Source organism: Streptomyces sp. NPDC053542, from assembly GCF_044544685.1.
GTDB lineage: Bacteria > Actinomycetota > Actinomycetes > Streptomycetales > Streptomycetaceae > Streptomyces.
The window spans coordinates 215,552-236,604 of record NZ_JBITXL010000010.1 but is presented as its reverse complement, the minus strand read 5'-3'; the positions used below and the strand labels follow the sequence as shown (position 1 = coordinate 236,604).

Below are 21,053 nucleotides of genomic sequence, written 5' to 3'. Positions count from 1 at the left end.
GCGGCAGCTCTCGCACCCGCTGCGCCCCTGCCACGCTGCACGCCCGCCACGCGGCACCGGTAGTCTCGGCGTCTTGTCTGTTACTCATGGTGTTCTTGTTGCGGAGGGTATGCGTGCGAGTGTGGCGACGTTGTATGGACGCGGCCGAGGTGCGGGGGAGTGAAGCGCGCGCCGACTATGTGAAGGTCGCGCAGTTCATGCAGCGCCGGGAGCCGGCCGGCTACGCGGCGGTGCGGCTGCTGACCCCTCCGCACTTCCAGCCCCACGTGCTGGCCGGTTACGCCTTCGCGTCGTTCACCGACGACCTCTGCGACCACGGCCCGGTGCAGGAGCGGATACAGCGCTTCAACGCCTGGGCAGGCCAGATCCGGGCAGCACTGGACTCCGGTACCGCCCGGCACCCACTCCTGCGCGCGTTTCTCTACACCTCCGCACTGCGTGACCTGCCCCGCCACTGGATCGAGTCCTACCTGGAGGGCGCGCGCATCGACCTCGACTTCCCGGGGTTCGCCACGGAGGCCGACTACCAGGCGTACGTGGACCAGCTCACCTGGCCCTTCCTCATGATCACTGCGGGACTGGCGCAGGAGGGCGGCGGCAGCCCGGAATTCGCGCAGAGCTGCCGGCTGGTCGCCGACGCGGGCCAGCGCACCGACATCCTGACGGACCTGGCCGAGGACCTGCGGGAGGGGCGCCTCTACCTGCCCCTCGACGCACTCGAGCAGCACGGTGTGGACCGCGCCGACCTCGTCGCGGGGCGAGACGTCCCCGGTGTCCGCGAGCTGATCTCCGACGCCGCCGGCAAGGCGCACGGCACGCTCCGCGAGGCAACCCGGCTGCTGGACGAACTCCCCGATGAGTACGGCCCGTTGATGCGTTTCGTACTGGACCTGCACCACCAGCGCCTGGAGACGGTGGTGGCCATGGGCGCCGCCGTCACCCGCCGACCGGCCCGGGACAACCCGGTGACCTGCCTCCGCCTCGTGGCCAGGGCCCGTCGCCCACGCGGCGGCGGACGGCCCACCTCACAGCCGCCGATATCCTCCGTGCGGTGACCAACTCATACGCAAGCCTTGACGATGCCGAGGTGGCGATAGCCGCGGCCCGTGCCGGTGCGGACGTGGTCCGCACTCTGTACGGCCGGCGGCTCACCCGCATCGACAAAGGCGCCGGGGACTTCGCCACCGCCGCCGATGTGGACGCCGAGAAGGCCATCCTCGGCGTCCTCCGTGCCGCCCGGCCCGATGACGCCGTCCTCGGCGAAGAGGGCGGGCAGCAAGGTGCCACGGAGGCCACGCGCCAGTGGCTGGTGGATCCCCTGTGCGGCACGCTGAACTACGCCGTCGGCAACATGCTGGTGGCCGTCAACGTGGCGCTGCGCGACGGCGCGGCGGCGGTGGCCGACCCCTTCAGCGGCGAGGTCTTCTGCACCGACGGTACGACCGCCTGGGTACGGAACGACGGTGCGACCGCCTGGGTACGGAACGACGGTGAGACCACCGGGGTACGGAACGACGGTGCGACCGCCTGGGTACGGAACGACGGTGCCGATACCCGGCTGACGCCCACGCCCGCCACCCGGCTCGTGGACGTCAACCTGGACCCGCCGTTCCCCAGCGCGCCCGCCTTCCGGGCCGTGGACCTGCTGGCCCACCCCGGATTCGGGGCACGGTTCCGGCCCAGGGTCGTGTCCACGACCCTGGCGCTGGCCTGGGTCGCGGCCGGCAAGCGCGCCGCGTACGTCACGGACGGCGGCGACCTCTCCGGCAGCGTGCATTTCGCCGCCGGCATCGCCCTGTGCCGGGCCGCCGGCTGCGTGGTCACCGGCATCGACGGCACCCCGATCGGGAACGCGGGCGCCCGCGGACTCGTCGCGGCCGCCGACGCCGAAACCCACCAGTCGCTGATGTCACTGCTCCCGAGCCAGAGGAACGAGTTCCGCGGGTACAGCTGCCCGTAGGGCGCGGACGACCGCGGCAACGGCCGGATGCCCGCCCGCGCCACTGCGGTGGGCGAGCGTGGTGCGTCGTCGGATCGGCAGTCGGGTCAGCGTCACTGTGGCCGGCGGAGCCACGAGGCCCAGATGTGGTACGACGGCGACCCCCTGGCCCGCTGCCACCAGGGCCAGTACGGTGGCGAACTCATCCGCACGGTGCCGGACGTGCGGAGTGAACCCCGCGGCCTGGCACGCCCTGATCGTCATGGCATGGCAGAGCGTCCCGGGCGTCGCGGTGATCCAGGGAGCTGCTCTCCAAGTCCCGAGCAATTCAAGGCCGTTGGCCTCGGAGGCTCCGTGGGAATCGCTGGGGGAGGCGGACGCCGGAGACGCCAGATACAGCGGTTCGCTGCACAGCGGTTCGGCAGTCAGGCCCGGCTCGGCTTGCGCGGGCACGAAGTCGTACTCATGCAGCAGCGCTACGTCCAGGTCGCCCGCCCGAAGCGCGTGCCCCACGCCGGCCGGGTCGATTTCCGACAGCATCGGCTCCAGGCCGGGATGGCTCCGGCCGAGCTCGGCCAGCGCTGCCGGCAGAATGGTCCGGCTCGCGGTGGGGAACGCGCCGATCCGCAACGGGCCCGACGGCCCGTGCCGCGCGTCGACCAGCTCGGCCGCCGCCTGCTCCAGCCTTTCGAGCACCGCCTCCGCGTGGCGGACCAGACGGTGCCCCGCGGGAGTGAGCGCGACGCTGCGCCCCGTGCGCTCCAGCAGGGGTACACCCGCTTCCCGCTCCAGCACGCTGAGCTGCTGAGAGACGGCGGACGGAGTGAACGACAGCGCGTCCGCCACCGCGGCGATGGTGCCGCGGTGGGCCAGTTCGCGCAGCAGCCGCAGCCGCCGGACATCGAGCATCAGTACAGCTTACGGTCCGGGCCAGAAATGCGAACTGGACCTGTCGCAACGAGCCGGGCACGCTCATGCGCATGACCCCGCACACACCGCTCCACGGGATCCACGTTCCCCTCATCACTCCGTTCACCGCCCGGGGCGACGTGGCCTACGACGCCCTGGAAGCCCTCGCCCATTCCGTACTCACCGCAGGGGCGACGGGGATCGTCGCACTCGGCACCACCGCGGAGGCGGCCGCGCTCGACCCCGTGGAGAAGCGGACGATCACGGAGGTGTGCGCCCGCGTGTGCCGCGAGCACGGTGCGCCGTTGACGGTGGGGGCCGGCACCAACGACACCCGCGTCAGTGAGTCCGCCCTGGCGGAGCTCGCCCGGCGGCCGGAGGTCACCGCGGCACTGGTCACCGTGCCGGCGTTCACCCGCCCCTCCGAAGAAGGGGTCATCGCCCACTTCACCCGGCTGGCAGCCGCTGCCCCCGTTCCGCTGATCATCTACCACGTCCCGTACCGCACCGCACGGCCGCTGAGCGTGAGCACACTGCGCACGCTCGCGCGGGTGCCGGGCATCGCGGGAATCAAGTACGCCGCAGGCGGCATCAGCCAGGAAACGATCGAACTCATGGGCTCCGCTTGCCCAACTGATTCCGGCAGCAGTGATTCCGGCTCCACTGCTTTCGGTGCCACTGATTCCGGCTCCACTGATTCCGGCACCACTGATTTCGGTACCACTGATTTCGCCGTCCTGGCAGGCGACGATGTGTTCGTTTCACCGATGCTCGGGCTCGGCGCCGCGGGCGGGATCCTGGCCTCCGCCCATCTGGCGACCCGCCGATTCGCCGACCTGGCCCTTGCCTGGCAGGAGGGCGACGTCGCGTACGCGCGCGACCTCGGGCACGCGCTGGCCCGCCTGTCGGCCGCCCTGTTCCACGAACCCAACCCCACCGTCATCAAGGGCGTCCTGCACGCACAGGGCCTGATCCCCACAGCCGACGTACGCCTGCCCCTGCTGCCGGCCCACGACGAAACCGTGGCGATGGCGCTGCGACGACTCCGCGACCGCACAGCCCCGGGCGGTGTCAGGCGCGGCCGCGGCGAGCCAGGAGATACGCACGTCGGGTCTCGGCCTCGTGGGCGTAGTGGGTGCGCTCCATGCGCATCTCCACGGTGAACCCGGCCGCTTCGAGCAGTGCGCTGACACGTGCCGGATCGAGAAAGCGGAAGTCGACGTCCACGTCGTACCCCCACCACTCGTCCAGGTGCCGGACCTCCTCGCCGACGTGGAAGGCGAGGAGAAGAAGCCCGGAGGGGCGCAGTACCCGCGCCGCCTCCTTGAAGGCGCGGCGCACGTCACCGGGGTCGAGGTGGATGATCGTGTAGAAGGCGACCGCGGACCCGAACTCGCCGTCTCCGGCCGGGAGACCGAGCAAGTCGCCTTCTCGGTACTCCACCTGCGGAAACCTGCGACGGCCGGTCTCGACCATGCCGGCGGACAGGTCGATCCCGACCGTACGCGCGCCCTTCTCGGCGAGCCACGCTGCCACGTGCCCGGGCCCGCAGCCGAGGTCGGCGATCGCGGTGCCCGGTTCCGTCTGTTCCAGGAGAGAGGCGAGGAGCGCCCGGTCGAGCGGTTTGCCGTCGAGCTCGTTGTGCAACCGGTCCGCGTACTCCTCGGCCACGGTGTCGTAGCTGCGCCGTACGGAGTGATGTGAATGGTGCCGCACGTGATCCCCCATACGGCCAGCATGCCACGGAGCCCGCGATCACCTGCCGGCCGGGCCTCCTCCCCTCCCTCGTCAGTGTTGGTACTGGCCGACCTGGTAGTCGCCGGCGGGCTGCTGGGTGATGACGTTCGCGCGGTTGAAGGCGTTGATGATGGCGATGACGCACACCAGGGCGCCGAGTTCGTCCTCGTCGTAGTGCTTGGCGGCGTTCGCCCACACCTCGTCCGGGACCCCACCGGCCGCGTCGGCGATGCGGGTGCCCTCCTCCGTCAGCTCCAGTGCGGCGCGCTCCGCGTCGGTGAAGACCGTCGCCTCGCGCCAGGCCGCGACCAGGTTGAGACGTACCGCGGTCTCACCAGCGGCGGCGGCATCCTTGGTGTGCATGTCGATGCAGCCGGCGCACCCGTTGATCTGGCTGGCACGCAGCATCACCAGTTGCTGCGTCGCGGCCGGCAGCGACGACTCGCCGAGCACCTTGGCCGCGGCGACGATGTGCTTCATGGCCTTGACCGCGACCGGGCTGGCCATCAGGTTCAACCGAGCGTTCATGGTGTACTCCTGTGTCGCTGTGACTGGTTACACCCCTTGGACGGATCGGCCCGGCGAGATGTGACATGGGCGAGTGTGACGCCCGTCACTTTGCGGCGGGGGTGATGTCACCGCATGTCGGCCGGGCGTTCCGTGCCCTCGAAGGGGAAGCGGCGGCGGAAGTCGTCGGCCGCGTCCTCGAGGGTGCAGAAGCTGACGCCCTCGTGCCCCGAGACGTACTCGATGAAGCGCTCCAGCATCAGCAGGACCTGGGGGCGGCCGCTGACGTCGGGGTGCAGGGTGACGGGGATGACGGCGTAGTCCAGCTCCCGGTGCACCCAGTCGAACTGGTCTCTCCAGTCCTGCTCCAGGGCGCGCGGACTGACGTAACCGTGGCTGTTGTGGGAGTGCTTGTTGAACATCATGGGCGGCAGGTCGTCGACGTACCAGTTGCCGCAGAACTCGACGAGGTCCACCTCGTGACCGTGGACGAGTGGCTTCATCCAGTCCTTGGCGTCCGCGGTGTAGTCGATCTTCGTCCAGCTGTCGCCGACGCGGGCGTAGAAGGGGGTGAAGTCCCGGTAGTTCTGGGAGTGGTCGTAGGAGAAGCCGTACTTGTGGAGCAGGGCCGCGGTGTGCGCTGACATCTCCCACCAGGGGGCGACGTAGCCGCGCGGCTGGCGGCCGGTCCAGGACTCGATGAGCTCGACGCTCTTGGCGAGGACGTCCTCCTCCTGCTGCGGCGTCATCGCGATGGGGTTCTCGTGCGAGTAGCCGTGCGCGCCGATCTCGTGGCCCGCCGCAACGATCATCTCGGTCTGCTGGGGGAAGGTCTCGATGGAGTGCCCGGGGATGAACCACGAGGTGCGGATGCCGTAGCGCTCGAAGAGCTTGAGCAGGCGCGGGGTGCCGATCTCGCCGGCGAAGACGCCGCGCTGGATGTCGTTGGGGGAGTCCTCGCCCCCGTAGGAGCCGAGCCAGCCGGCGACGGCGTCCACGTCCACGCCGAGTGCGATCTTGATGTCCTTGGTCATGAGCCGTCTTTCGTTCGGTCGGTCAGTGGGCGTCGAGGGCGGTCTGCATACAGTCGTGGGCGGTCTGCATACAGTCGGAGGCACTCTGCATACGGTCGAGGGCGGCCTGTATACGGTCGACGGCGTCGGCCACGGCCGCGGTGTCGCGGTCGGTCCAGTCGCGTTCGGCCATGCTGTGTACGGAGATCCAGCCGGCCATGGCGCCGTCGCGCTCCACGGGCGCCAGCAGCTGGGCGTTGACCCCGTAGACGTCGATGAGCGCCTGCGGCGGATGCGGATCGGTGCGGAAGTGGGGCTGCACCAGCGGGGCGCGGTGGCGCTCCAGCCACTCCACGGTGTTGAGGCGGCGCTGGTCGAGGGAGGCGTCGTGGCGGATGGACCGTATGCCCTCGCCCAGCGCCTCGCCCGCGGTGAGGTCCACGTGCAGTCCGTGCGCGGGCAGGTCCACCCGGAAGGTGGTGCGGTCGGCGCCGGTGGCCGCGAGCAGCTCGGTGAGGGTCTCCTGGAAGCGGGCGCGCAGGCTGCCGGAGCGCAGCAGGTCGCCGTGGCCGGGCAGCGCCGGGTGGGCGCCCGCCAGGTCGAGGGCCTTCCAGAGGGTGGCGGCGACCGAGTCGAACACCGGGATTCCCAGGGCGGGTTCGAGGGCGGCGGCGGGCCGGGCGCCGTACACATTGGTGCAGACGACGGCGACGGCGTGCACGCCCGGGGCCGCGGCCTCGATCTGCCGGGCGACCGCGGGCTGCGGGACGCGGGCGAACGCCTCGTTCTCGCTGATGCCGAGCGGTTCGGCGAGCTCGCAGGCGATGCCTTCCTTGGCGTACGTCTGCACGATCCGCTCGGCGACGTCCACTGTGTACGGCAGGGCGAGCCCGAGGCGGGTCACACCGTACGCGGCACAGGCGTCGAGGAGCGCGAGCGTGGAGGTGGTGGCGGGGACCCCGGTTTCCGCGGTGATCACCTCGCACAGCGCGCGGTCGCGGTCGACGCCGAGCCAGGAGCCGGAGGTGCCGTTCCAGGCGATGACGTCGACGCGCGCGTCGGCGAGCTGCCGGGCCGCGGCGAGCATGGGTGCGGGATCGAACTGGGCGTCGGAGCCCGAGTCGAGCGCGATCCGAGTGACGGGCACGCGCGCGAAGTGCGCGGTGGCCGCGCCGCTGCCCCCGCTGTCCCCGCGGTCGTGCAGCAGGTCGTAAGTGACAGGCTCCAGACAGGTGTTGGAGGACGGAGTGAGCATCCCGATGCGTACTGTGCGCATGCCTTCCGTACTCATACCTTCCGTGCTCGTGCGTGCCACTGTGCTTACCTGGCGGGTGCTCATCGGACGGCCAGCCTCCTGCTGTAGTCGAGGACGAGGGACGCGGCGGTGAAGAGGATTCCGGCGCCGACGAAGTAGAGGAGCGCCCAGGTGTAGGAGCCGGTGCCGCCGACGATGAAGCCGACGACGATGGGGGTGACGATGCCCGCGATGTTCCCGGCGAGGTTCATCGCACCGCCCACGACCCCGGCGTTGGCACGCCCGCCGAGGATGGACGGCAGCGACCAGAAGAGACCGGCCCAGCGGAGGAAGAACAGCACGCCGGACAGCAGGAGTACGGCGGTCAGGGCGTCGGGGACGAGCACCACACCGAGCAGTCCGGCGACGACCGCGGCGCCGGCGATTCCCATGAGCGTACGCATGACCTTGTTGGCGCCCGCGCCCCTGGACCGCCAGTGGTCGGCGAGCCAGCCGCCGATGAGTTCGCCGACGAAGCCCGCGCCGAAGATGGCCAGGGTCGACCAGCCGATGGTCTTGATGTCGAAGCCCTTGGACTCCGAGAGGTAGAGCGGGCCCCAGGTGAGCAGGCCGTAGAAGACACCGTTGAAGCCCATCCAGCCCAGGCACATCGCCCAGAAGGAGCGGTGCTTGAGGTAGGGGCGCAGTCCGGTGCGCTCGTCGGTGCCGGGCGCCTCGGCGTCCTCCTCGGCGTGGGCGCGCTCGATGTACGCGGCCTCCGCCTCGTTGACGCCGGGGTGTTCGCGCGGGGTGTTGCGGACGTACCAATGGGCGAGGAGGCCCACGACCACGGTGGCGACGCCCGCGATGACGAAACTGATCCGCCAGCTGCCGGTCCAGGCGATGAGGGTGGAGATGATGATGCCGCCGAGGGCCGCGCCGAGCGGCGCGCCGCCGTCCAGGAGCACGGCGCCGCGGCCGCGTTCCTTGGCGGGCAGCCACTGGGCGTTGAGCTTGCCGCCCGCCGGCATCACCGGGGCCTCGACGGCGCCGAGCAGCAGCCGGTAGCCGAGCAGCGAACCGGCTCCGGTGGAGGCGGCGGTGAGGGCCTGGGCGACGCCCCAGCCGACGCAGGCGCCGGAGGCCATGACGCGCGGGCCGAACCGGTCGATGAGCCAGCCGCCGGGGATCTGCATCAGCGCGTACGTCCAGAAGAACGCGCTCAGCACGAAACCGGTGGTCTCCTTGCTCAGCCCCAGGTCCTCGGTGATGAGGGGCAGGGCCACCGAGACCGAACCGCGGTCGATGTAGTTGAGTGCGACGACTCCGAGGAGGAGCAGGAACATCTTCCAGCGGACTCGGGTGGGCCGGCCTTCGCCGGTGTCTTTGCCGGTGTTTCTGCCGGTGTTTCTGCCGGGGGAAGCGGCGGCCTGTCCGGCCGCGGGTGAACTCATGGTGGACCCTCGTTTCGGCATGGCGGGGTGCAGCAGTTCAGGTAGATTCACCATGCGCACGACCTCGGCGTTCCGCGCTATGGCATACCAAATAATGGGGACGCCACGGAGGGGCGTCAAGGGTTTGGTATACCGTAATTAGCTCTTTGCGGAGGGGACGCAAGAGTGACGAGGGGACACATGAGCCGGAACACACCACAGACCGCCGCCTCCCTCACCGGGACGGCGTGGCTGCGCGACCAGGTCTGCGAGGACCTGCGCGACCGCATCATCACCGGCCGCCTGGCACCGGGCGACCGGCTCGTCGAACGCGATCTGGCCGAGGAGTTCGGTGTCTCCCGGGTGCCCGTGCGCGAGGCCATCCGCATCCTGCTCGGCGAGGGCTTCCTCATCGCCGCCTCGCCGCGCCGCATCGTCGTCAAGAGCCACGACCGCAAGGACGTGGAGAACCTGTTCGACCTGCGCGAGGCGTTGGAGGTACTCGCCGTCCGGCGGGCCGCCGAGCGCGCCGACGCCACCGGACTGGCCACACTGGCCCGCCTGCTGGAGAACGCCCGCCGCGCCACCCTCTCCGGCAAACCGGAACGCATCTCCCGCGCCAACGCCGCGTTCCATCACCAGATCATGGAACTCGCCGACAACGAGCTCCTCGCCACCACCGTGGAGCCTCTCGAAGGCCGGCTGCGCTGGCTCTTCCAGCAGATCGACGAGCCGGGCACGCTCTGGGAGGAACACCGCCAGCTCCACGAGGCCATCGCGGCCCACGACGCGGAGGCCGCGGCCGCCGCGTCACTGAGCCATGTACGGCACTACCGGGACGTGGCGCTGCGGATGCTGTTCGGGGAGGGATGACGGCACCGTACGCTCTACCGGCGGACCGGCGGACCGGCGGACCGACGAGCGGGACCGGCGGCTGCGACGGACCGCGCGGAAGCACAGAACCACAGAACCACAGAGGCATACGGAAACGGAGGGCAATTCCCAGTGGGCATCGGCGAGATGGAGGCCAGGGCGCAAAAGGACCTCGCCCGGAACCGCGACGGCGGTGCCCCGCGGACGTTGTCCTCCGACGGCCTCAAGGCCCTGCTCGCCCGGCGCCTGCCGCTCTGGCTGCGGATCGTTGTGGTACTCGCCGCGGGCGCCGGCGTCGTCGCGGGCACGCAGTGGACGGCCGACGCGTACCGGTACACGGTGGCCCACCAGCGAGCCGCCGACTGCGCGGCGCGGACGCCCGGCACCAACGACTCCACCGCGACCGCAGGCTCCGCCGGCGGCTGCATCGGCCGCGCGGCCGCCCGTGTCCTGACCAAGACCGAGTCCACGGGCAGCTGCAGCAGTGGCAGCGGCGGCACCCGCAGCTGCGACACCACCTACGAGCTACAGCTCGTCAGGGCATCGCAGCGGACCGAGTCGCTGGACGTCGCGGAGGACACCTACGACGCCGCCCGGCGCGGCAGCCGCGCGGAACTGCGCACCTGGCAGGGCACGATCGTGGGCATCACCGTCCGCGGCCACACCCAGTCCTTCCCGCCCCCGTCCCAGGTCTCGATGCGGCTGCGCACCATGGCCGGCTGGCTGCTGCTCGGCCTGGCCCTCTGGGCGGGGCTGAGCGGCCGCCCGAACGGTCTGGTACGCGGTACGGCCCTGGGCTGGGCCTTCCTCGCCCTCCCCGTCGCCCTCCTGACCGACTACACCGTCCTCGGCGCCGGCCCCCTCGGCTGGACGGTGGCCTCCGCCCTTACCGCCGCCACGGCCGCCTTCACGTCCCTGGCCTTCTGGTCCGCGCGACGCCCCAAGCCCGCGTAAGCGCCTGTCAGCGGCCGTCGTACGCGTTGTCCCACCGATTCATCCGTACACAGCCGCACGTGCCGGTCGCGATGACCAGCGCGGCCAGGCCGCCGATCACCCCTCCGGATGAGCCGGACTCCATCTCGTCCGCCGGGCCGGCCACGCCCTCGGGGTCGTACAGCACCTGCATTTCATCGCCTGGCTCGACCAGTTCCGCATCGCAGCCGTCGCCCTCTCCCAGCCGAGGGGAGATCTCCTGGCCGTCGGGGGTGCGCAACGTGCACTTGTCGCTCTTGGCGTCCTCGACCTCGACCACGACGGCCTTGGTCCACCGGCCACGTTCCTGCATGGCCCGATCGTCGCCGGCTCCATAGGAGAGGAACGCAAGCCCGACTGCGCCGATGAAGGCAATGGCGAGCTCCCAGGCCACCTTCCGCTTCTTCCGGGGGACGCGGCGCAGCCAGAAGACCGGCACCAGGAGGAGCGCCAGGGGGCTCAGCAACACGGCGATGAGGCCCCCAACGGCGCGCAGCCAGACCGGCAGGGGTACCGCCGGCGAGAGCCACATCAGGGCCACCGAGGCCGCGGCGCACGCGCTGCTGAAGAGGAGCCAGTGAATGGGGCCCGTGCCGCGTCGGGGCGGAGTGTTTTCGGCCGGCTTGGCCGCCCGGCCGGCTCCTGCCGCAAGTCCGCTGTTGTTTCCGTCCCCCGCCATGTGCTCCCTTTCCGTTTACGTCGGCCCGTTGCCCGACGACGAGCGTACGGGGTGCGGAACCCGGGCTGATCGGTGAGGTCTCTCAGGTCAGCTCGAAGCCGTGGTAGTGGGCCACTGCCACTCCGTCGCCGATTTGTTTGTAGGTGCCGACGCCGCCGGCGAAGGGCATGAACACGCGTTGTTTGCCCGGGATGTTGGCGCCCATGTACCACGACGCGGCCTGCGGCATCACGGTGAGGGCGGCGACGTCGTTGGTGGTGTTCACCCAGTTGTCCTCGGCGTCGGGCGCCGCCTCCATGCGGTTCAGGCCGTGCTCGCGGAGGTACTCCAACGCACGGGTGACCCAGTCGACGTGGTACTCGATCGAGGTCATCATGTTGGACAGCACCGAGGGGCTCTGCGGTCCGGTGATCATGAAGAGGTTCGGGAAGCCGGCCGACATCAGACCGAGGTACGTACGCGGGCCGTGGGCCCACTTCTCCCGCAGAGTCCGGACGCCACCGTTATGCACGCCGTCACCGCTCCGGATGTCCATGGCGTTCAGCGCGCCGGTCATCGCGTCGAAGCCCGTGGCGAGGATGATCACATCGAATTCGTGCTCGGTCCCGCCCGCGATGATTCCGCGCTCGGTGAGGCGCTGGATCGGGTGCTCGTTGATGTCGACCAGCGACACGTTGTCCTGGTTGTAGACCTCGAAGTAACCCGTGTCGACGCACATCCGCTTGCTGGCGATCGGGTACGTGCGCGGCGACAGCTTCTCCGCCAGCCGCGGGTCCTTGACCTTTTCCCGGATCCGGCCGCGTACGTACTCGGCGGCGACCTCATTGGCCTTCATGTCCCTGAGGATGTCCGTGAAGGCACTGGAGAAGCACAGACCACCGTCCGCCCAGCGCGCGTCGAACTCGCGCTGCACGTCCTCGGCTTCGGTCTCCACCAGTGACCGCGTACCGGCGTGGCACTGGAACCCGGCACGCGCCATCCGGCTGTACTCCCGGATCTCGCGGTAGCGCGTCTTGGCGTCGGCCAGTCGCTCGGCGATGGGCCCGTTGTGTGCCGGTACGGCGAAGCTCGGCGTGCGTTGGAAGACCGTGAGCTCGCCGACGACCGGCGCGATCGCGGTGATCGTCTGCAGCCCGGAGGACCCGGTACCGATGACGGCGACGCGCTTGCCGGCCAGGTCGACGCCCTCGTGCGGCCAGCGGGACGTCCAGTACACCTCACCCGCGAAGTCCGCCAGCCCCTCGAACCGCGGGCGGGAGGGGACCGAGAGGCAACCGGTCGCCGCGATGACGTACCGCGCGGTGCGAGATGTGCCGTCGTCGGTCGTCACCGTCCACTGGCGTGCGTGGTCGTCCCAGTCGAGCGTCTCGACGCGGGTGCGGAAGGTGATGTGTTCGCGCAGGCCGTAGCGGTGCGCGACGTGTTGCGCGTAGGAGAGCAGTTCCGGTTGCGCGGCGTACCGCTCGCTCCAGTTCCATTCCTGCTCCAGCTCCGGATCGAAGGAGTACGAGTACTCGATCGACTCGATGTCGCAACGCGCGCCGGGGTAGCGGTTCCAGTACCAGGTGCCGCCGACGTCATCGGCGGCCTCGATGACGCGGGCGTCGAAGCCGAGCCGGCGCAGCCGGTGCAGCTGGTACATGCCCGCGAAGCCCGCGCCGATGATGATCACGTCGTGGTCAGACATGGCTCACGCCTTCCTTGGATCCCTTTCCCATGTCATGCGGCTCGTACGGCTCGTGCGGCTCGTGCGGCTCGTGCGGCTCGTGCGGCTCGTGCGGCTCGTACGAGGCGACGAAGTCGTTGATGTGGTCCGCGACGAGTCCCATCCCCGCCTCCTGGCCGGGCAGCAGCTTCGCCATCTGGAAGTACGCGTGCATCTGGCCCTTGGCCTCTTCGAGCGTGACCGTTACCCCGGCGGCCTCCAGGGCCTTCGCGTAGGCGACGCCTTCGTCGCGCAACGGGTCGTACTCGGCCACGTAGACCAGGGCCGGGGGCAGTCCCGCGTGACTGGCGGCGCGCAGCGGGGACGCGTCGGGGTGCTCGCGTGCTTCCTCGTCCGCGAGGTAGTGGTTCCAGAACCAGATCATCGTGTCCCGGCTGAGCAGGAGTTGGTTCTCGGGCGCGAGGCAGGAAGGTGTGGTGAGGTCGCAGTCGGTCACGGGGTAGACCAGGACCTGGTAGTCGATCTTCGGACCCGCCTTGTCGCGCGCCCAGAGCGTCATCACCGCGCTGATGTTGCCGCCCGCGCTGTCGCCGGCGACGATCAGCGGTACCCCCTCGGGCGCCAGCTCCGCGGCATGTTCGGCCACCCAGCACAGAGCGGCGTAACTGTCTTCGATGGCGGTCGGGAAGGGGTGCTCGGGGGCCTTGCGGTAATTGACGAGCACCACGGCCGACTGTGTGGTGTTCGCCAGCTGCCGGCCCACGTGGTCGTACTGCAGGTCGATGTCACCGAGCACCCAGCCTCCGCCGTGGAAGTACACGATGATGGCCTTCGGTTCGCCCTCGGGTGTGAGTACCCGGGCTCGGAACTGCCCCTCCCGGCCGTCGAGTTTGAGGTTACGGACCGATCCCACCTCGGGTCCCGGTCCGCTGAGGCCGGCGAGGATCGGCCCGCTCATCCGGGCGATGGCCGGTGTCGACTCGTGGATCGCCGGGCCCTCGGCCTCGGCCAACTGGGCCAGCAGGACCTGAGTTGCGGGGTCTAGGGGCATGCCGCCTTCTCCTCGTTCTCACCTCGTGACTGGCTCACGGATCTCCTGGCGGTCCACGGTATGGACGGGTCCCGCTCACCGGCAGAGCACGGGAGGCCACAACTCGGCCGTTCCGGCCACCGAAGCGGTTCGGGCCGATTGACGCCGGTTCTCCCGTTGGCGAGACTGGCCAAAATGACCGAGAGATCCGCGGCTCAGGCGTCATCCCGGGCGACGTCTCAGGAGACGTCCCTGGTCATCGCGACCATGCGGGACCCGTGGGATCACCCCCGCACGATGGTCGGCGTCGCGATCCTGTGCGAGTGGGCCGCTCGGCAAGGAGTCGACGTCGGCGCCCTGCTGCGGGGGTCCGGCATCACCCCGCGGAGCCTGGCCGACCCCGGCGAACTGCTGGAGGCACAGCAGGAGATCGCGGTGATCCGCAACCTGCTCGACGCCTTCGACGACCGCCCGGGACTGGGCGTCGAGCTCGGCCGGCTCTACCACCTGACGGCGTACGGCTACTTCGGCTATCTGCTCGCGGCGTGCTCGTCGGTGCGGGAGACGATCCGGTACGGACTGCGGTACACGCTGCTCACCTTCGCCTTTTCGACGATGACGGCCCACCTCCGGGAGCCGGGACAGTACGTCCTCGGGATGGCGGCCGACGACGTGCCCGAGGACATCCGGCGCTTCGTCGTCGAGCGGGATGTCGCCGCCACCGTCCAGATCCAACGCGAGGTCTTCCCAGGACCGAACCGGGTCCCGCTGCGCGAGGTCAGGCTGCCGTTCGAGATCGACGAGACCCGGCGGCCACCGGTCTACCGGGACCACTTCCAGGTGCCGGTGAGCTTCGGCCGCCCCCGCGCCGAGCTCGTCTTCGACGTGCGGTACCTCGATCAAGTGCCGCCGATGGCGAACACGCACACCGCGCTGGTCATGATCGAGCAGTGTGAGCGGATCCGGACCGAACGGCTGCACCGCACCGGCGTCTCGGCCCAGGTCCGCGCCCATCTGCTGGGCCGGGACGCGCTCGGCATCAGCCTCGAGGACGTCGCCGAGCGGTTGCACTACGCCCCGCGGACCCTGCGGCGACGCCTGGCGAACGAGGGCACGACCTTCCGGGCGATCCTCGACGAGGTACGGCGTGGCGTCGCCGAGAACCTGCTGAGCGACCCCTCGATCCCGCGGTACGAGATCGCCCAGCTCCTCGGCTACCAGGACTGGTCGAGCTTCCTCCGGGCCCGGCGCCGGTGGCAGGGCGGCGGGACGAGCGCCCGCACCCCGGCGCCTCCGGCCACCGCCTCCGAGTGACGGCGAACACTCTCCGAGGTCATCACCAACTCTTCACTCATCCTTCACATCACGTATAAACTCCTGTCGCTCCATCACACCGTGAAAAATGGGGGGAATTCCCTTGCGCAAGAGCCCTGTCATAGCCACCGCCGCGGCCACCGCCCTCGCCGCCGGCGCGCTGGCCGTGCTCGCCGCCGCCCCGGCCCAGGCCGCCGAGTACCACTCGGCGTTGAAGATCCGCGGAGTCCAGTACGACGCCCCCGGGCGGGACTCCAACAGCTGCTCCTACGGCAACACCGACGAGGAGTACCTGACGATCAAGAACTACTCGGCCTCGGCGACCATCAACCTCAAGGGCTATGTCGTCAAGGACGCCGCCGGCAACCGCTTCAAGTTCGCTGCCAGCCACTACCTCCAGCCCGGTGACTACGTGAAGCTCCGCGGCGGCTACGGCACCGACTCCGATGCGCGCAACGTGGTCTACCGCGACAACTGCAACTTCATGTGGAACAACGACCGCGACACGATCTACCTGTACAAGCCCTCCGGCAGCCGCTCGGACGTGCACGCCTACACCAAGAGCGGCTCGGACTCCGACCGCGACGGTTACATCCGCTTCCACAGCTGACCGAAAGCTGATCCGGGCGCACGCGGCCCCGTCTCCCTCGGGGAGACGGGGCCGAGGTACGTCAGATCCGGCCGGCGGCCATGTCCAGCAGCCGGCCGAGGACCGCGGGGTCCGCTCGTACGCCGTCGTGGGCGTGGGTGTTGGTGATCCAGGGGCGGAGGCCGCGTACCAGATCAGCGGTGGCCAGGGACTGCTCGCGGTCGACGAACAGGTCGTCGTAGTACACGGCGGCGGTGACCGGGACGTGGTTGTCGGCGAGCCGGTCCAGGTCGTACAGGGCCGGCCAGTCGGTGCGCTGGGCGAGGAGGTCCGCGGTCTCGCGCAGCGGTACGAGGGCGGGGTCCTCCTCGAACTGCCAGGGGTAGATCATCTCGCCGGTGAACCGGAGCGGACCCGGGCCTTCGGCATCGAACTCCGGGAACTCCTTGCGAATCCGGTGAGCCGACCAGTCGGTGGCACGGCCGCCCTGCGCGTAGATCGGCTCGTGGAGCACGGCGAAGAGGGGGCGCGGGGCGAAGGAGACGACGGAGTCGACCCCGCGAAGGAAGGCGTCCGACAGCTCGGGGCCGCGGGCGCCGTCGACGAATGCGGATTCCAGCAGGTAGTGGAGGGTGTCGAAACCGGAGGCCGTACCGAAGGTGATGCCCATGGTCTGGAAACGGCGGACGCTGAGCCGCTCGCCGGACGGCATCCGTACATCGTTGGCGGCCAGGTGGGCGGCGACCGCCTCGGCGAGCCGCTGGTCGCCCGGGTAGCGGTCGAAGTAACGCGCGTTGTGGACGAGCGTGCGGCGGTACGCGGCGCGGTACACGTCGTCCGCGTGGCCGGTGAGCGTCGGCAGGCCGCCGGTGATGAGCACCCGCTCCAGCCCTTCCGGCGCGAGGCTCAGGTAGGTCAGCGCGCAGAAGCCGCCGAAGCTCTGGCCGAGGACCGTCCAGGGCCGGTCGCCGCACAGCCGTCGGCGCAGCAGTTCGGCATCGCGCACGATCGCGTCGGCGCGGAAGTGTCCGAGATACTTGGCGGCCGCGGCGGCGTCCGCGTGCACGGCGAGGGTGCGGCGGTCCGCGGGAGTGGAACGGCCCGTGCCGCGCTGGTCCATGAGCACCACGCGGTAGTCCTTGAGGGCGCGGCGCAGCCAGGCGCCCGCCGCGTTGGGCCGCTCGGCGTGCCCGCCGGGACCGCCCTGCAGCCACAGCAGGAGGGGCAGCTCGCGGTGTTCGTGTTCCGCGGCGACGACCTCGCGGGCGAAGAGAGTGATCGTCGGGCCGCCGTCGGCACGTGCGTGGTCGAGCGGTACGTCGAGGGTGTGGTCGGTGCAGACCATGCCGTTGTGGCGGTAGGAGAGCGGCGCGGCGGGGCTTGGTGCCGGGGTCGTCATGGGCGCTCCAACGGGTTCGGTGGGGGCGGTGCGTACACCTCCGGGGGCACCCGGCGCGGACGCCCCCGGAGACCTATGGGATCAGGCGCGCCAGGCCCCCTCAACGCCCAGCTCCCGGCGGATGCCCACGAGCTCGGGGTACTCCAGGTGCCAGGCCCCGGCCCGCGGGGAAGCGGGCGAGGGCGGCGGTACCGGGCCGTTGGCGAATCGCGCGGGAATTACGTCTTTCGCAGCCCGTGTGCATTCGAGACCGAGCGGAGTGTTTTCCCGGTAAGAGCGGTATCCGTACCGTCGCCGAGCAAATCCCAGGCGAGCAGTCCCGCTCCCAGACACCCGGCCTCGTCTCCCAGAGCCGCGGGCAGCACTTCCGGCATGACCTGGAACGTCAGCCGTTCGGCGAGTTGTTCGCGCAGGGGGTGCAGCAGCAGGTCGCCGGAGCGGGCGAGTCCGCCGCCCACGAGGACGGCCGACGGGTCGAAGAGGGTGACGCCGAGGGCGAGCGAATCGGCCAGTGCCGCCACGGCATCCGCCCATACTCGGGCCGCGATCCGGTCTCCCTCGGTGGCCAGCCGGACCACGGTGACGGCGTCCGCCGGGGCGCCGCCGTCCAGTCCGGCCAGCCGCCGGTACCGCTTGACGAGGGCGGGTCCGCCCGCCAGCGTGCTCAGACAGCCGCGCTGGCCGCAGCCGCACCGGTCGCCCCCGGGCCGCACCACCACATGCCCGAGCTCACCGGCCCGCCAGTGCCCGCCCGTGAACGGCCGCCCGCCGAGCATGACCGCCGCCCCCACTCCGGTACCGACGGGCACGAAGAGGAACACCTCGTGCCCGCGGCCGGCGCCGAGCCGCGCCTCGGCCACGCCGCCGGCCCGTACGTCGTGTCCCAGCGCGACGGGCAGGCCGGTGCGCTCGGCCAGCAGCCTCCGCAGCGGCACGTCCCGCCAGCCGAAGGAGGCCGAGAAGACGGCGACGCCCGCCGACTCGTCGATCACCCCGCAGGCCGCGACGCCGAGGGCGCGTACCGCCACACCCTGCGCGGCCGCCGTGCCGAGGAGCTCCGCGGCACGGTCGAGCACCGTGCCGACGATCGCCTCCGGGTCGCGCCCGGCGGCGCGGATGGGGTGGTGGGCGACGGTGCTCAGCGCTCTGCCGTCCGGGGCGACGAGGGCCGACTTGATCGCCGTACCGCCGATGTCGAGCCCGAGGACGGCGCTCTCGCCGGGTGGGCGGCTCACGCGGTCCCGCTGAGGCGCCCGGTGCGGAACGGAATGGTGACGCGGTGGCTGACCTCGTCCCCGTGCACGGGATGACCATCGGGGTTCAGCACCGAGTACGACTCGATCCGCGCCCGGTACAGCCGGTTGGGCGCGGCGTCCCGGAACCGCGCGGGCGGCTGGTACCGCTTCGCGTGTGCCGCCGGATCCGGATATCGGCGTGAGTAGTACACCTCGCAGCCCTCGGCCAGGGCGTCGCCGTGCAGCACCTCGGCCCGCCCGCTCGCGTAGAGGCCCTGGCCGCCCCCGTCGGTGGGATTGGAGTCGAATACGACGATCGAAACCGCCGGATTGTGCTCGATGTTCAGCGAATGCACGGCGTCCATTCCGGAAATCCAGTAAAAGGCATCCTGGTCGTCCCAGGCGTGCGCCAGCGGAGTCACCATCGGGACTCCTGCGGCCGAAGCGGTGCCCAGTGCCATATAACGAGTCGTGCGAAGGATTTCGCCTGCGGTCTCGCAGAGTTCTTCGATCGAGACGGACACGGTGCCCTCCAGTCGCCCCGCTGGGGGATGTGGCTGCCCGGTCGGACGTGTACGTGTATACGGGATCTGCGTATACGGAATCTGCTGTGCGCTCAGTGTAAAGAGGCCCGAGAGTGCCGCCAAGAGTTCCTCAGCCCATGTCCCCGACTTCTGGATGTGATTGCAGGAGAGCTTGCGCCTGTTCACGGGCGTGGAGGATGGGGTCCGGGAAGATGTTCAGGCCGTGGGCGACGAGCGCCCCTTCGTGCAGCAGCATGAGCGTCCGAGCCAGGTGATCGGCCCGGCCGGGGACGATGTCCCCGGCGAGGCGGGTGAACAGGTCGAGCATCCACTGCTTCTGCCCGGTGATGACCGGGTGGGCCGGATGGCCCGGAGCGCTGATCTCGGCGTGGGCGTTGACCATGCTGCACCCCTTGGAGCTGTGTTCCGACGCCCACGCGTGCGAGGCGTCGAAAACGGCCAGGACGCGTGCCGATGGCTCTGGCGGTGCAGCCGCCAAGTACTGGTCGAGGAAGGCCCGCCAGCGCTCGTCGCGGTCCGCGAGATACTCCACGACGATCTGCTCCTTGGAGCCGAACCGGTCGTAGAGGGTCTTCTTGGTCACCCCGGCCTCGGCGGCGATCAGATCCACGCCGACGGCATGGATCCCGCGCTCGTAGAACAACCTCGAAGCGGCCTCCAGCACACGCAGCGCGGCAGGCGTCATCGTGATCCGTCGCGGTTTCTCCGTAGCGCCCATGCCCAAGAGTATACCGATCTGTATAGTGGGCGGGAGAGAGGTATACCGATCTGTTTAGTGGAGGGGTGCGGCGTGAACTTCCTGCTCTCGGTCGCCTTCGTGCTGTGCTGGAGCTCCGGGTTCATCGGGGCCAAGCTCGGTGCGGGCAGTGCTTCCGCGGTCACCATCCTGATGTGGCGGTTCCTGCCACTGGCCGCCATCCTCATCGTCGTCGCCGCGACCGCCGCCAGAACGTCGTGGCGGGGCCTCGCGGTACGGGACGTGGCCAGGCAGGCCGTGATCGGGGTGCTGTCGCAGAGCGGCTATCTGCTCACCGTCTACTACGCGATCCAACTCGGGGTCTCCAGCGGCACCACGGCCCTGATCGACGGCGTCCAGCCCCTGGTCGCCGGAGCGCTCGCCGGCCCATTGCTGCGTCAGTACGTCTCGCGCAAGCAGTGGCTTGGCCTGTGCCTGGGGGTGTGCGGCGTCGTCATCGTCACCATGGCCGATGCCGCGGCGCGCGCCGGCGTGGCCTGGTGGGCCTATCTCATCCCGTTCCTCGGGATGTTCTCGCTGGTCGCGGCCACGTTTCTGGAAAGCCGCGCCCGCATGCGGGTCGCGCCGACGGTATCGATGACCGTCCACTGCGTCACCAGTACCGTCATCTTCACGGTGCTCGCCGTGAGCACCGGAGCCGCGAAGCCGCCCGCCGAGTCCTCGTTCTGGGTCGCGATCACCTGGCTCGTCGCCCTGTCCACCTTCGGCGGGTACGGGCTGTACTGGCTCATCCTGAAGCGCTCCGGAGTCACCAAGGTCAATACGCTGATGTTCCTCATGGCTCCGGTCACGGCGGTCTGGGGAGCCGTCATGTTCGGTGAGGCATTCGGCCCGCAGACCGCCCTTGGACTGGCTGTCGGCCTCGCGGCAGTGGTGCTTGTCCATCGCGGTGACACGTCATCGGCCCGAGTGTGCGCGCGGGACGACGCGGACACGGTCGGGACCGGGGCCTCCAGGTCCGTTAAGTGCGACGTGTGATGCCTTGCGCACGTCAGGGCGAGGCTGGGCGGGGGAGGACGACCTGGCGGGGCTCGGTACGGCCGCCGTCCAGTCGTTCCATCGCGGCCGCCACCGCGTGCCGGGCCTGTTCCTGGGCCTCCTGGCTCACCGTGGTGAGGTCCACGTGCGCGAGGCGGGCGAGCGGGCTGTCGTCGTATCCCGCGACGGACACCGCGCCGGCACGACGACGCCCTCGCGCGCGAAGACGTCCAACACCCCCAGC

At 70.3% G+C, this 21,053-nt stretch carries 22 protein-coding genes; 8 read left to right on the top strand and 14 right to left on the bottom strand.

Features of this window, described 5'->3' with window-relative positions; genetic code table 11:
- Positions 1 to 113 precede the first annotated feature (113 nt).
- Positions 114 to 1,055: a squalene/phytoene synthase family protein gene (locus ACIGXO_RS27205; protein WP_399791963.1), complete on the top strand. Its 942-nt coding sequence runs from the start codon at positions 114 to 116 to the stop codon at positions 1,053 to 1,055.
- Positions 1,052 to 1,960: an inositol monophosphatase family protein gene (locus ACIGXO_RS27200; protein ID WP_399791961.1), complete on the top strand. Its 909-nt coding sequence runs from the start codon at positions 1,052 to 1,054 to the stop codon at positions 1,958 to 1,960. The genes ACIGXO_RS27205 and ACIGXO_RS27200 overlap by 4 nt, the downstream gene beginning before the upstream one ends.
- On the opposite strand, the gene ACIGXO_RS27195 is transcribed toward ACIGXO_RS27200, so the two are convergent.
- Positions 1,910 to 2,848 carry a LysR substrate-binding domain-containing protein gene (locus ACIGXO_RS27195; protein WP_399791959.1) on the bottom strand — a complete coding sequence of 313 codons (939 nt, stop codon included), beginning with the start codon at positions 2,846 to 2,848 and terminating at the stop codon, positions 1,910 to 1,912. The two genes, ACIGXO_RS27200 and ACIGXO_RS27195, sit on opposite strands and share 51 nt — an antisense overlap.
- A gap of 71 nt (positions 2,849 to 2,919) precedes the next feature.
- Between ACIGXO_RS27195 and ACIGXO_RS27190 the strand changes: the two genes are divergently transcribed.
- Positions 2,920 to 4,011: a dihydrodipicolinate synthase family protein gene (locus ACIGXO_RS27190; RefSeq protein ID WP_399791957.1), complete on the top strand. Its 1,092-nt coding sequence runs from the start codon at positions 2,920 to 2,922 to the stop codon at positions 4,009 to 4,011.
- Here ACIGXO_RS27190 and ACIGXO_RS27185 read toward each other — a convergent pair.
- From ACIGXO_RS27185 to ACIGXO_RS27165, 5 genes are all read right to left on the bottom strand, one after another.
- Positions 3,920 to 4,576, bottom strand: coding sequence for a class I SAM-dependent methyltransferase (locus tag ACIGXO_RS27185; RefSeq protein WP_399791954.1), 657 nt, complete (start codon positions 4,574 to 4,576; stop codon positions 3,920 to 3,922). The two genes, ACIGXO_RS27190 and ACIGXO_RS27185, sit on opposite strands and share 92 nt — an antisense overlap.
- Before the next feature lie 60 nt (positions 4,577 to 4,636).
- Complete coding sequence (locus ACIGXO_RS27180; RefSeq protein ID WP_399791952.1) at positions 4,637 to 5,113, bottom strand: carboxymuconolactone decarboxylase family protein; 477 nt, start codon at positions 5,111 to 5,113, stop codon at positions 4,637 to 4,639.
- A gap of 107 nt (positions 5,114 to 5,220) precedes the next feature.
- Positions 5,221 to 6,126: a polysaccharide deacetylase gene (locus ACIGXO_RS27175; RefSeq protein WP_399791950.1), complete on the bottom strand. Its 906-nt coding sequence runs from the start codon at positions 6,124 to 6,126 to the stop codon at positions 5,221 to 5,223.
- Between the two features lie 22 nt (positions 6,127 to 6,148).
- Positions 6,149 to 7,381, bottom strand: a complete 1,233-nt coding sequence (locus tag ACIGXO_RS27170) for a GAF domain-containing protein (RefSeq protein ID WP_399791948.1) — start codon at positions 7,379 to 7,381, stop codon at positions 6,149 to 6,151.
- Positions 7,382 to 7,440: 59 nt separating this feature from the next.
- Positions 7,441 to 8,793, bottom strand: a complete 1,353-nt coding sequence (locus ACIGXO_RS27165; RefSeq protein WP_399791946.1) for an MFS transporter — start codon at positions 8,791 to 8,793, stop codon at positions 7,441 to 7,443.
- Positions 8,794 to 8,973: 180 nt separating this feature from the next.
- Between ACIGXO_RS27165 and ACIGXO_RS27160 the strand changes: the two genes are divergently transcribed.
- Both ACIGXO_RS27160 and ACIGXO_RS27155 read left to right on the top strand, forming a co-directional pair.
- A complete protein-coding gene (locus ACIGXO_RS27160; RefSeq protein WP_399791944.1) occupies positions 8,974 to 9,645 on the top strand; it encodes a GntR family transcriptional regulator in 672 nt (223 codons plus the stop codon).
- Between the two features lie 132 nt (positions 9,646 to 9,777).
- A complete protein-coding gene (locus tag ACIGXO_RS27155; protein ID WP_399791942.1) occupies positions 9,778 to 10,599 on the top strand; it encodes a hypothetical protein in 822 nt (273 codons plus the stop codon).
- Positions 10,600 to 10,606: 7 nt separating this feature from the next.
- Here the strand turns inward: ACIGXO_RS27155 and ACIGXO_RS27150 are convergent, their stop codons facing one another.
- The 3 genes from ACIGXO_RS27150 to ACIGXO_RS27140 form a co-directional block, all read right to left on the bottom strand.
- Positions 10,607 to 11,296: a hypothetical protein gene (locus tag ACIGXO_RS27150; protein WP_399791940.1), complete on the bottom strand. Its 690-nt coding sequence runs from the start codon at positions 11,294 to 11,296 to the stop codon at positions 10,607 to 10,609.
- Between the two features lie 82 nt (positions 11,297 to 11,378).
- On the bottom strand, positions 11,379 to 12,983 hold the full coding sequence (locus ACIGXO_RS27145) for a flavin-containing monooxygenase (RefSeq protein WP_399791938.1): 1,605 nt from the start codon (positions 12,981 to 12,983) through the stop codon (positions 11,379 to 11,381).
- Positions 12,976 to 14,013, bottom strand: a complete 1,038-nt coding sequence (locus ACIGXO_RS27140; RefSeq protein WP_399791936.1) for an alpha/beta hydrolase — start codon at positions 14,011 to 14,013, stop codon at positions 12,976 to 12,978. The genes ACIGXO_RS27145 and ACIGXO_RS27140 overlap by 8 nt, the downstream gene beginning before the upstream one ends.
- A gap of 174 nt (positions 14,014 to 14,187) precedes the next feature.
- Between ACIGXO_RS27140 and ACIGXO_RS27135 the strand changes: the two genes are divergently transcribed.
- On the top strand, positions 14,188 to 15,306 hold the full coding sequence (locus tag ACIGXO_RS27135; RefSeq protein ID WP_399791934.1) for an AraC family transcriptional regulator: 1,119 nt from the start codon (positions 14,188 to 14,190) through the stop codon (positions 15,304 to 15,306).
- Between the two features lie 88 nt (positions 15,307 to 15,394).
- Positions 15,395 to 15,916 carry a lamin tail domain-containing protein gene (locus ACIGXO_RS27130; RefSeq protein ID WP_399791932.1) on the top strand — a complete coding sequence of 174 codons (522 nt, stop codon included), beginning with the start codon at positions 15,395 to 15,397 and terminating at the stop codon, positions 15,914 to 15,916.
- Between the two features lie 61 nt (positions 15,917 to 15,977).
- Here the strand turns inward: ACIGXO_RS27130 and ACIGXO_RS27125 are convergent, their stop codons facing one another.
- The 4 genes from ACIGXO_RS27125 to ACIGXO_RS27110 all read right to left on the bottom strand — a co-directional run bounded on the left by ACIGXO_RS27125 (position 15,978) and on the right by ACIGXO_RS27110 (position 19,792).
- Positions 15,978 to 17,294: an alpha/beta fold hydrolase gene (locus tag ACIGXO_RS27125; RefSeq protein ID WP_399791930.1), complete on the bottom strand. Its 1,317-nt coding sequence runs from the start codon at positions 17,292 to 17,294 to the stop codon at positions 15,978 to 15,980.
- Positions 17,295 to 17,512: 218 nt separating this feature from the next.
- Positions 17,513 to 18,529, bottom strand: a complete 1,017-nt coding sequence (locus tag ACIGXO_RS27120; protein ID WP_399791928.1) for an ROK family protein — start codon at positions 18,527 to 18,529, stop codon at positions 17,513 to 17,515.
- Entirely contained in the window at positions 18,526 to 19,053 is a 528-nt protein-coding gene (locus ACIGXO_RS27115; RefSeq protein ID WP_399791926.1) for a pyridoxamine 5'-phosphate oxidase family protein, read from the bottom strand. Before ACIGXO_RS27115 ends, ACIGXO_RS27120 begins: the two co-directional genes overlap by 4 nt.
- 130 nt (positions 19,054 to 19,183) lie before the next feature.
- A complete protein-coding gene (locus tag ACIGXO_RS27110; RefSeq protein ID WP_399791924.1) occupies positions 19,184 to 19,792 on the bottom strand; it encodes a TetR/AcrR family transcriptional regulator in 609 nt (202 codons plus the stop codon).
- Positions 19,793 to 19,864: 72 nt separating this feature from the next.
- On the opposite strand from ACIGXO_RS27110, the gene ACIGXO_RS27105 reads away from it, so the two are divergent.
- Positions 19,865 to 20,809: a DMT family transporter gene (locus ACIGXO_RS27105; RefSeq protein WP_399791922.1), complete on the top strand. Its 945-nt coding sequence runs from the start codon at positions 19,865 to 19,867 to the stop codon at positions 20,807 to 20,809.
- A 13-nt stretch (positions 20,810 to 20,822) separates the two neighbouring features.
- Here ACIGXO_RS27105 and ACIGXO_RS27100 read toward each other — a convergent pair whose 3' ends face one another.
- Positions 20,823 to 21,002: a substrate-binding domain-containing protein gene (locus tag ACIGXO_RS27100; protein ID WP_399791919.1), complete on the bottom strand. Its 180-nt coding sequence runs from the start codon at positions 21,000 to 21,002 to the stop codon at positions 20,823 to 20,825.
- Between the last annotated feature and the right edge of the window lie 51 nt (positions 21,003 to 21,053).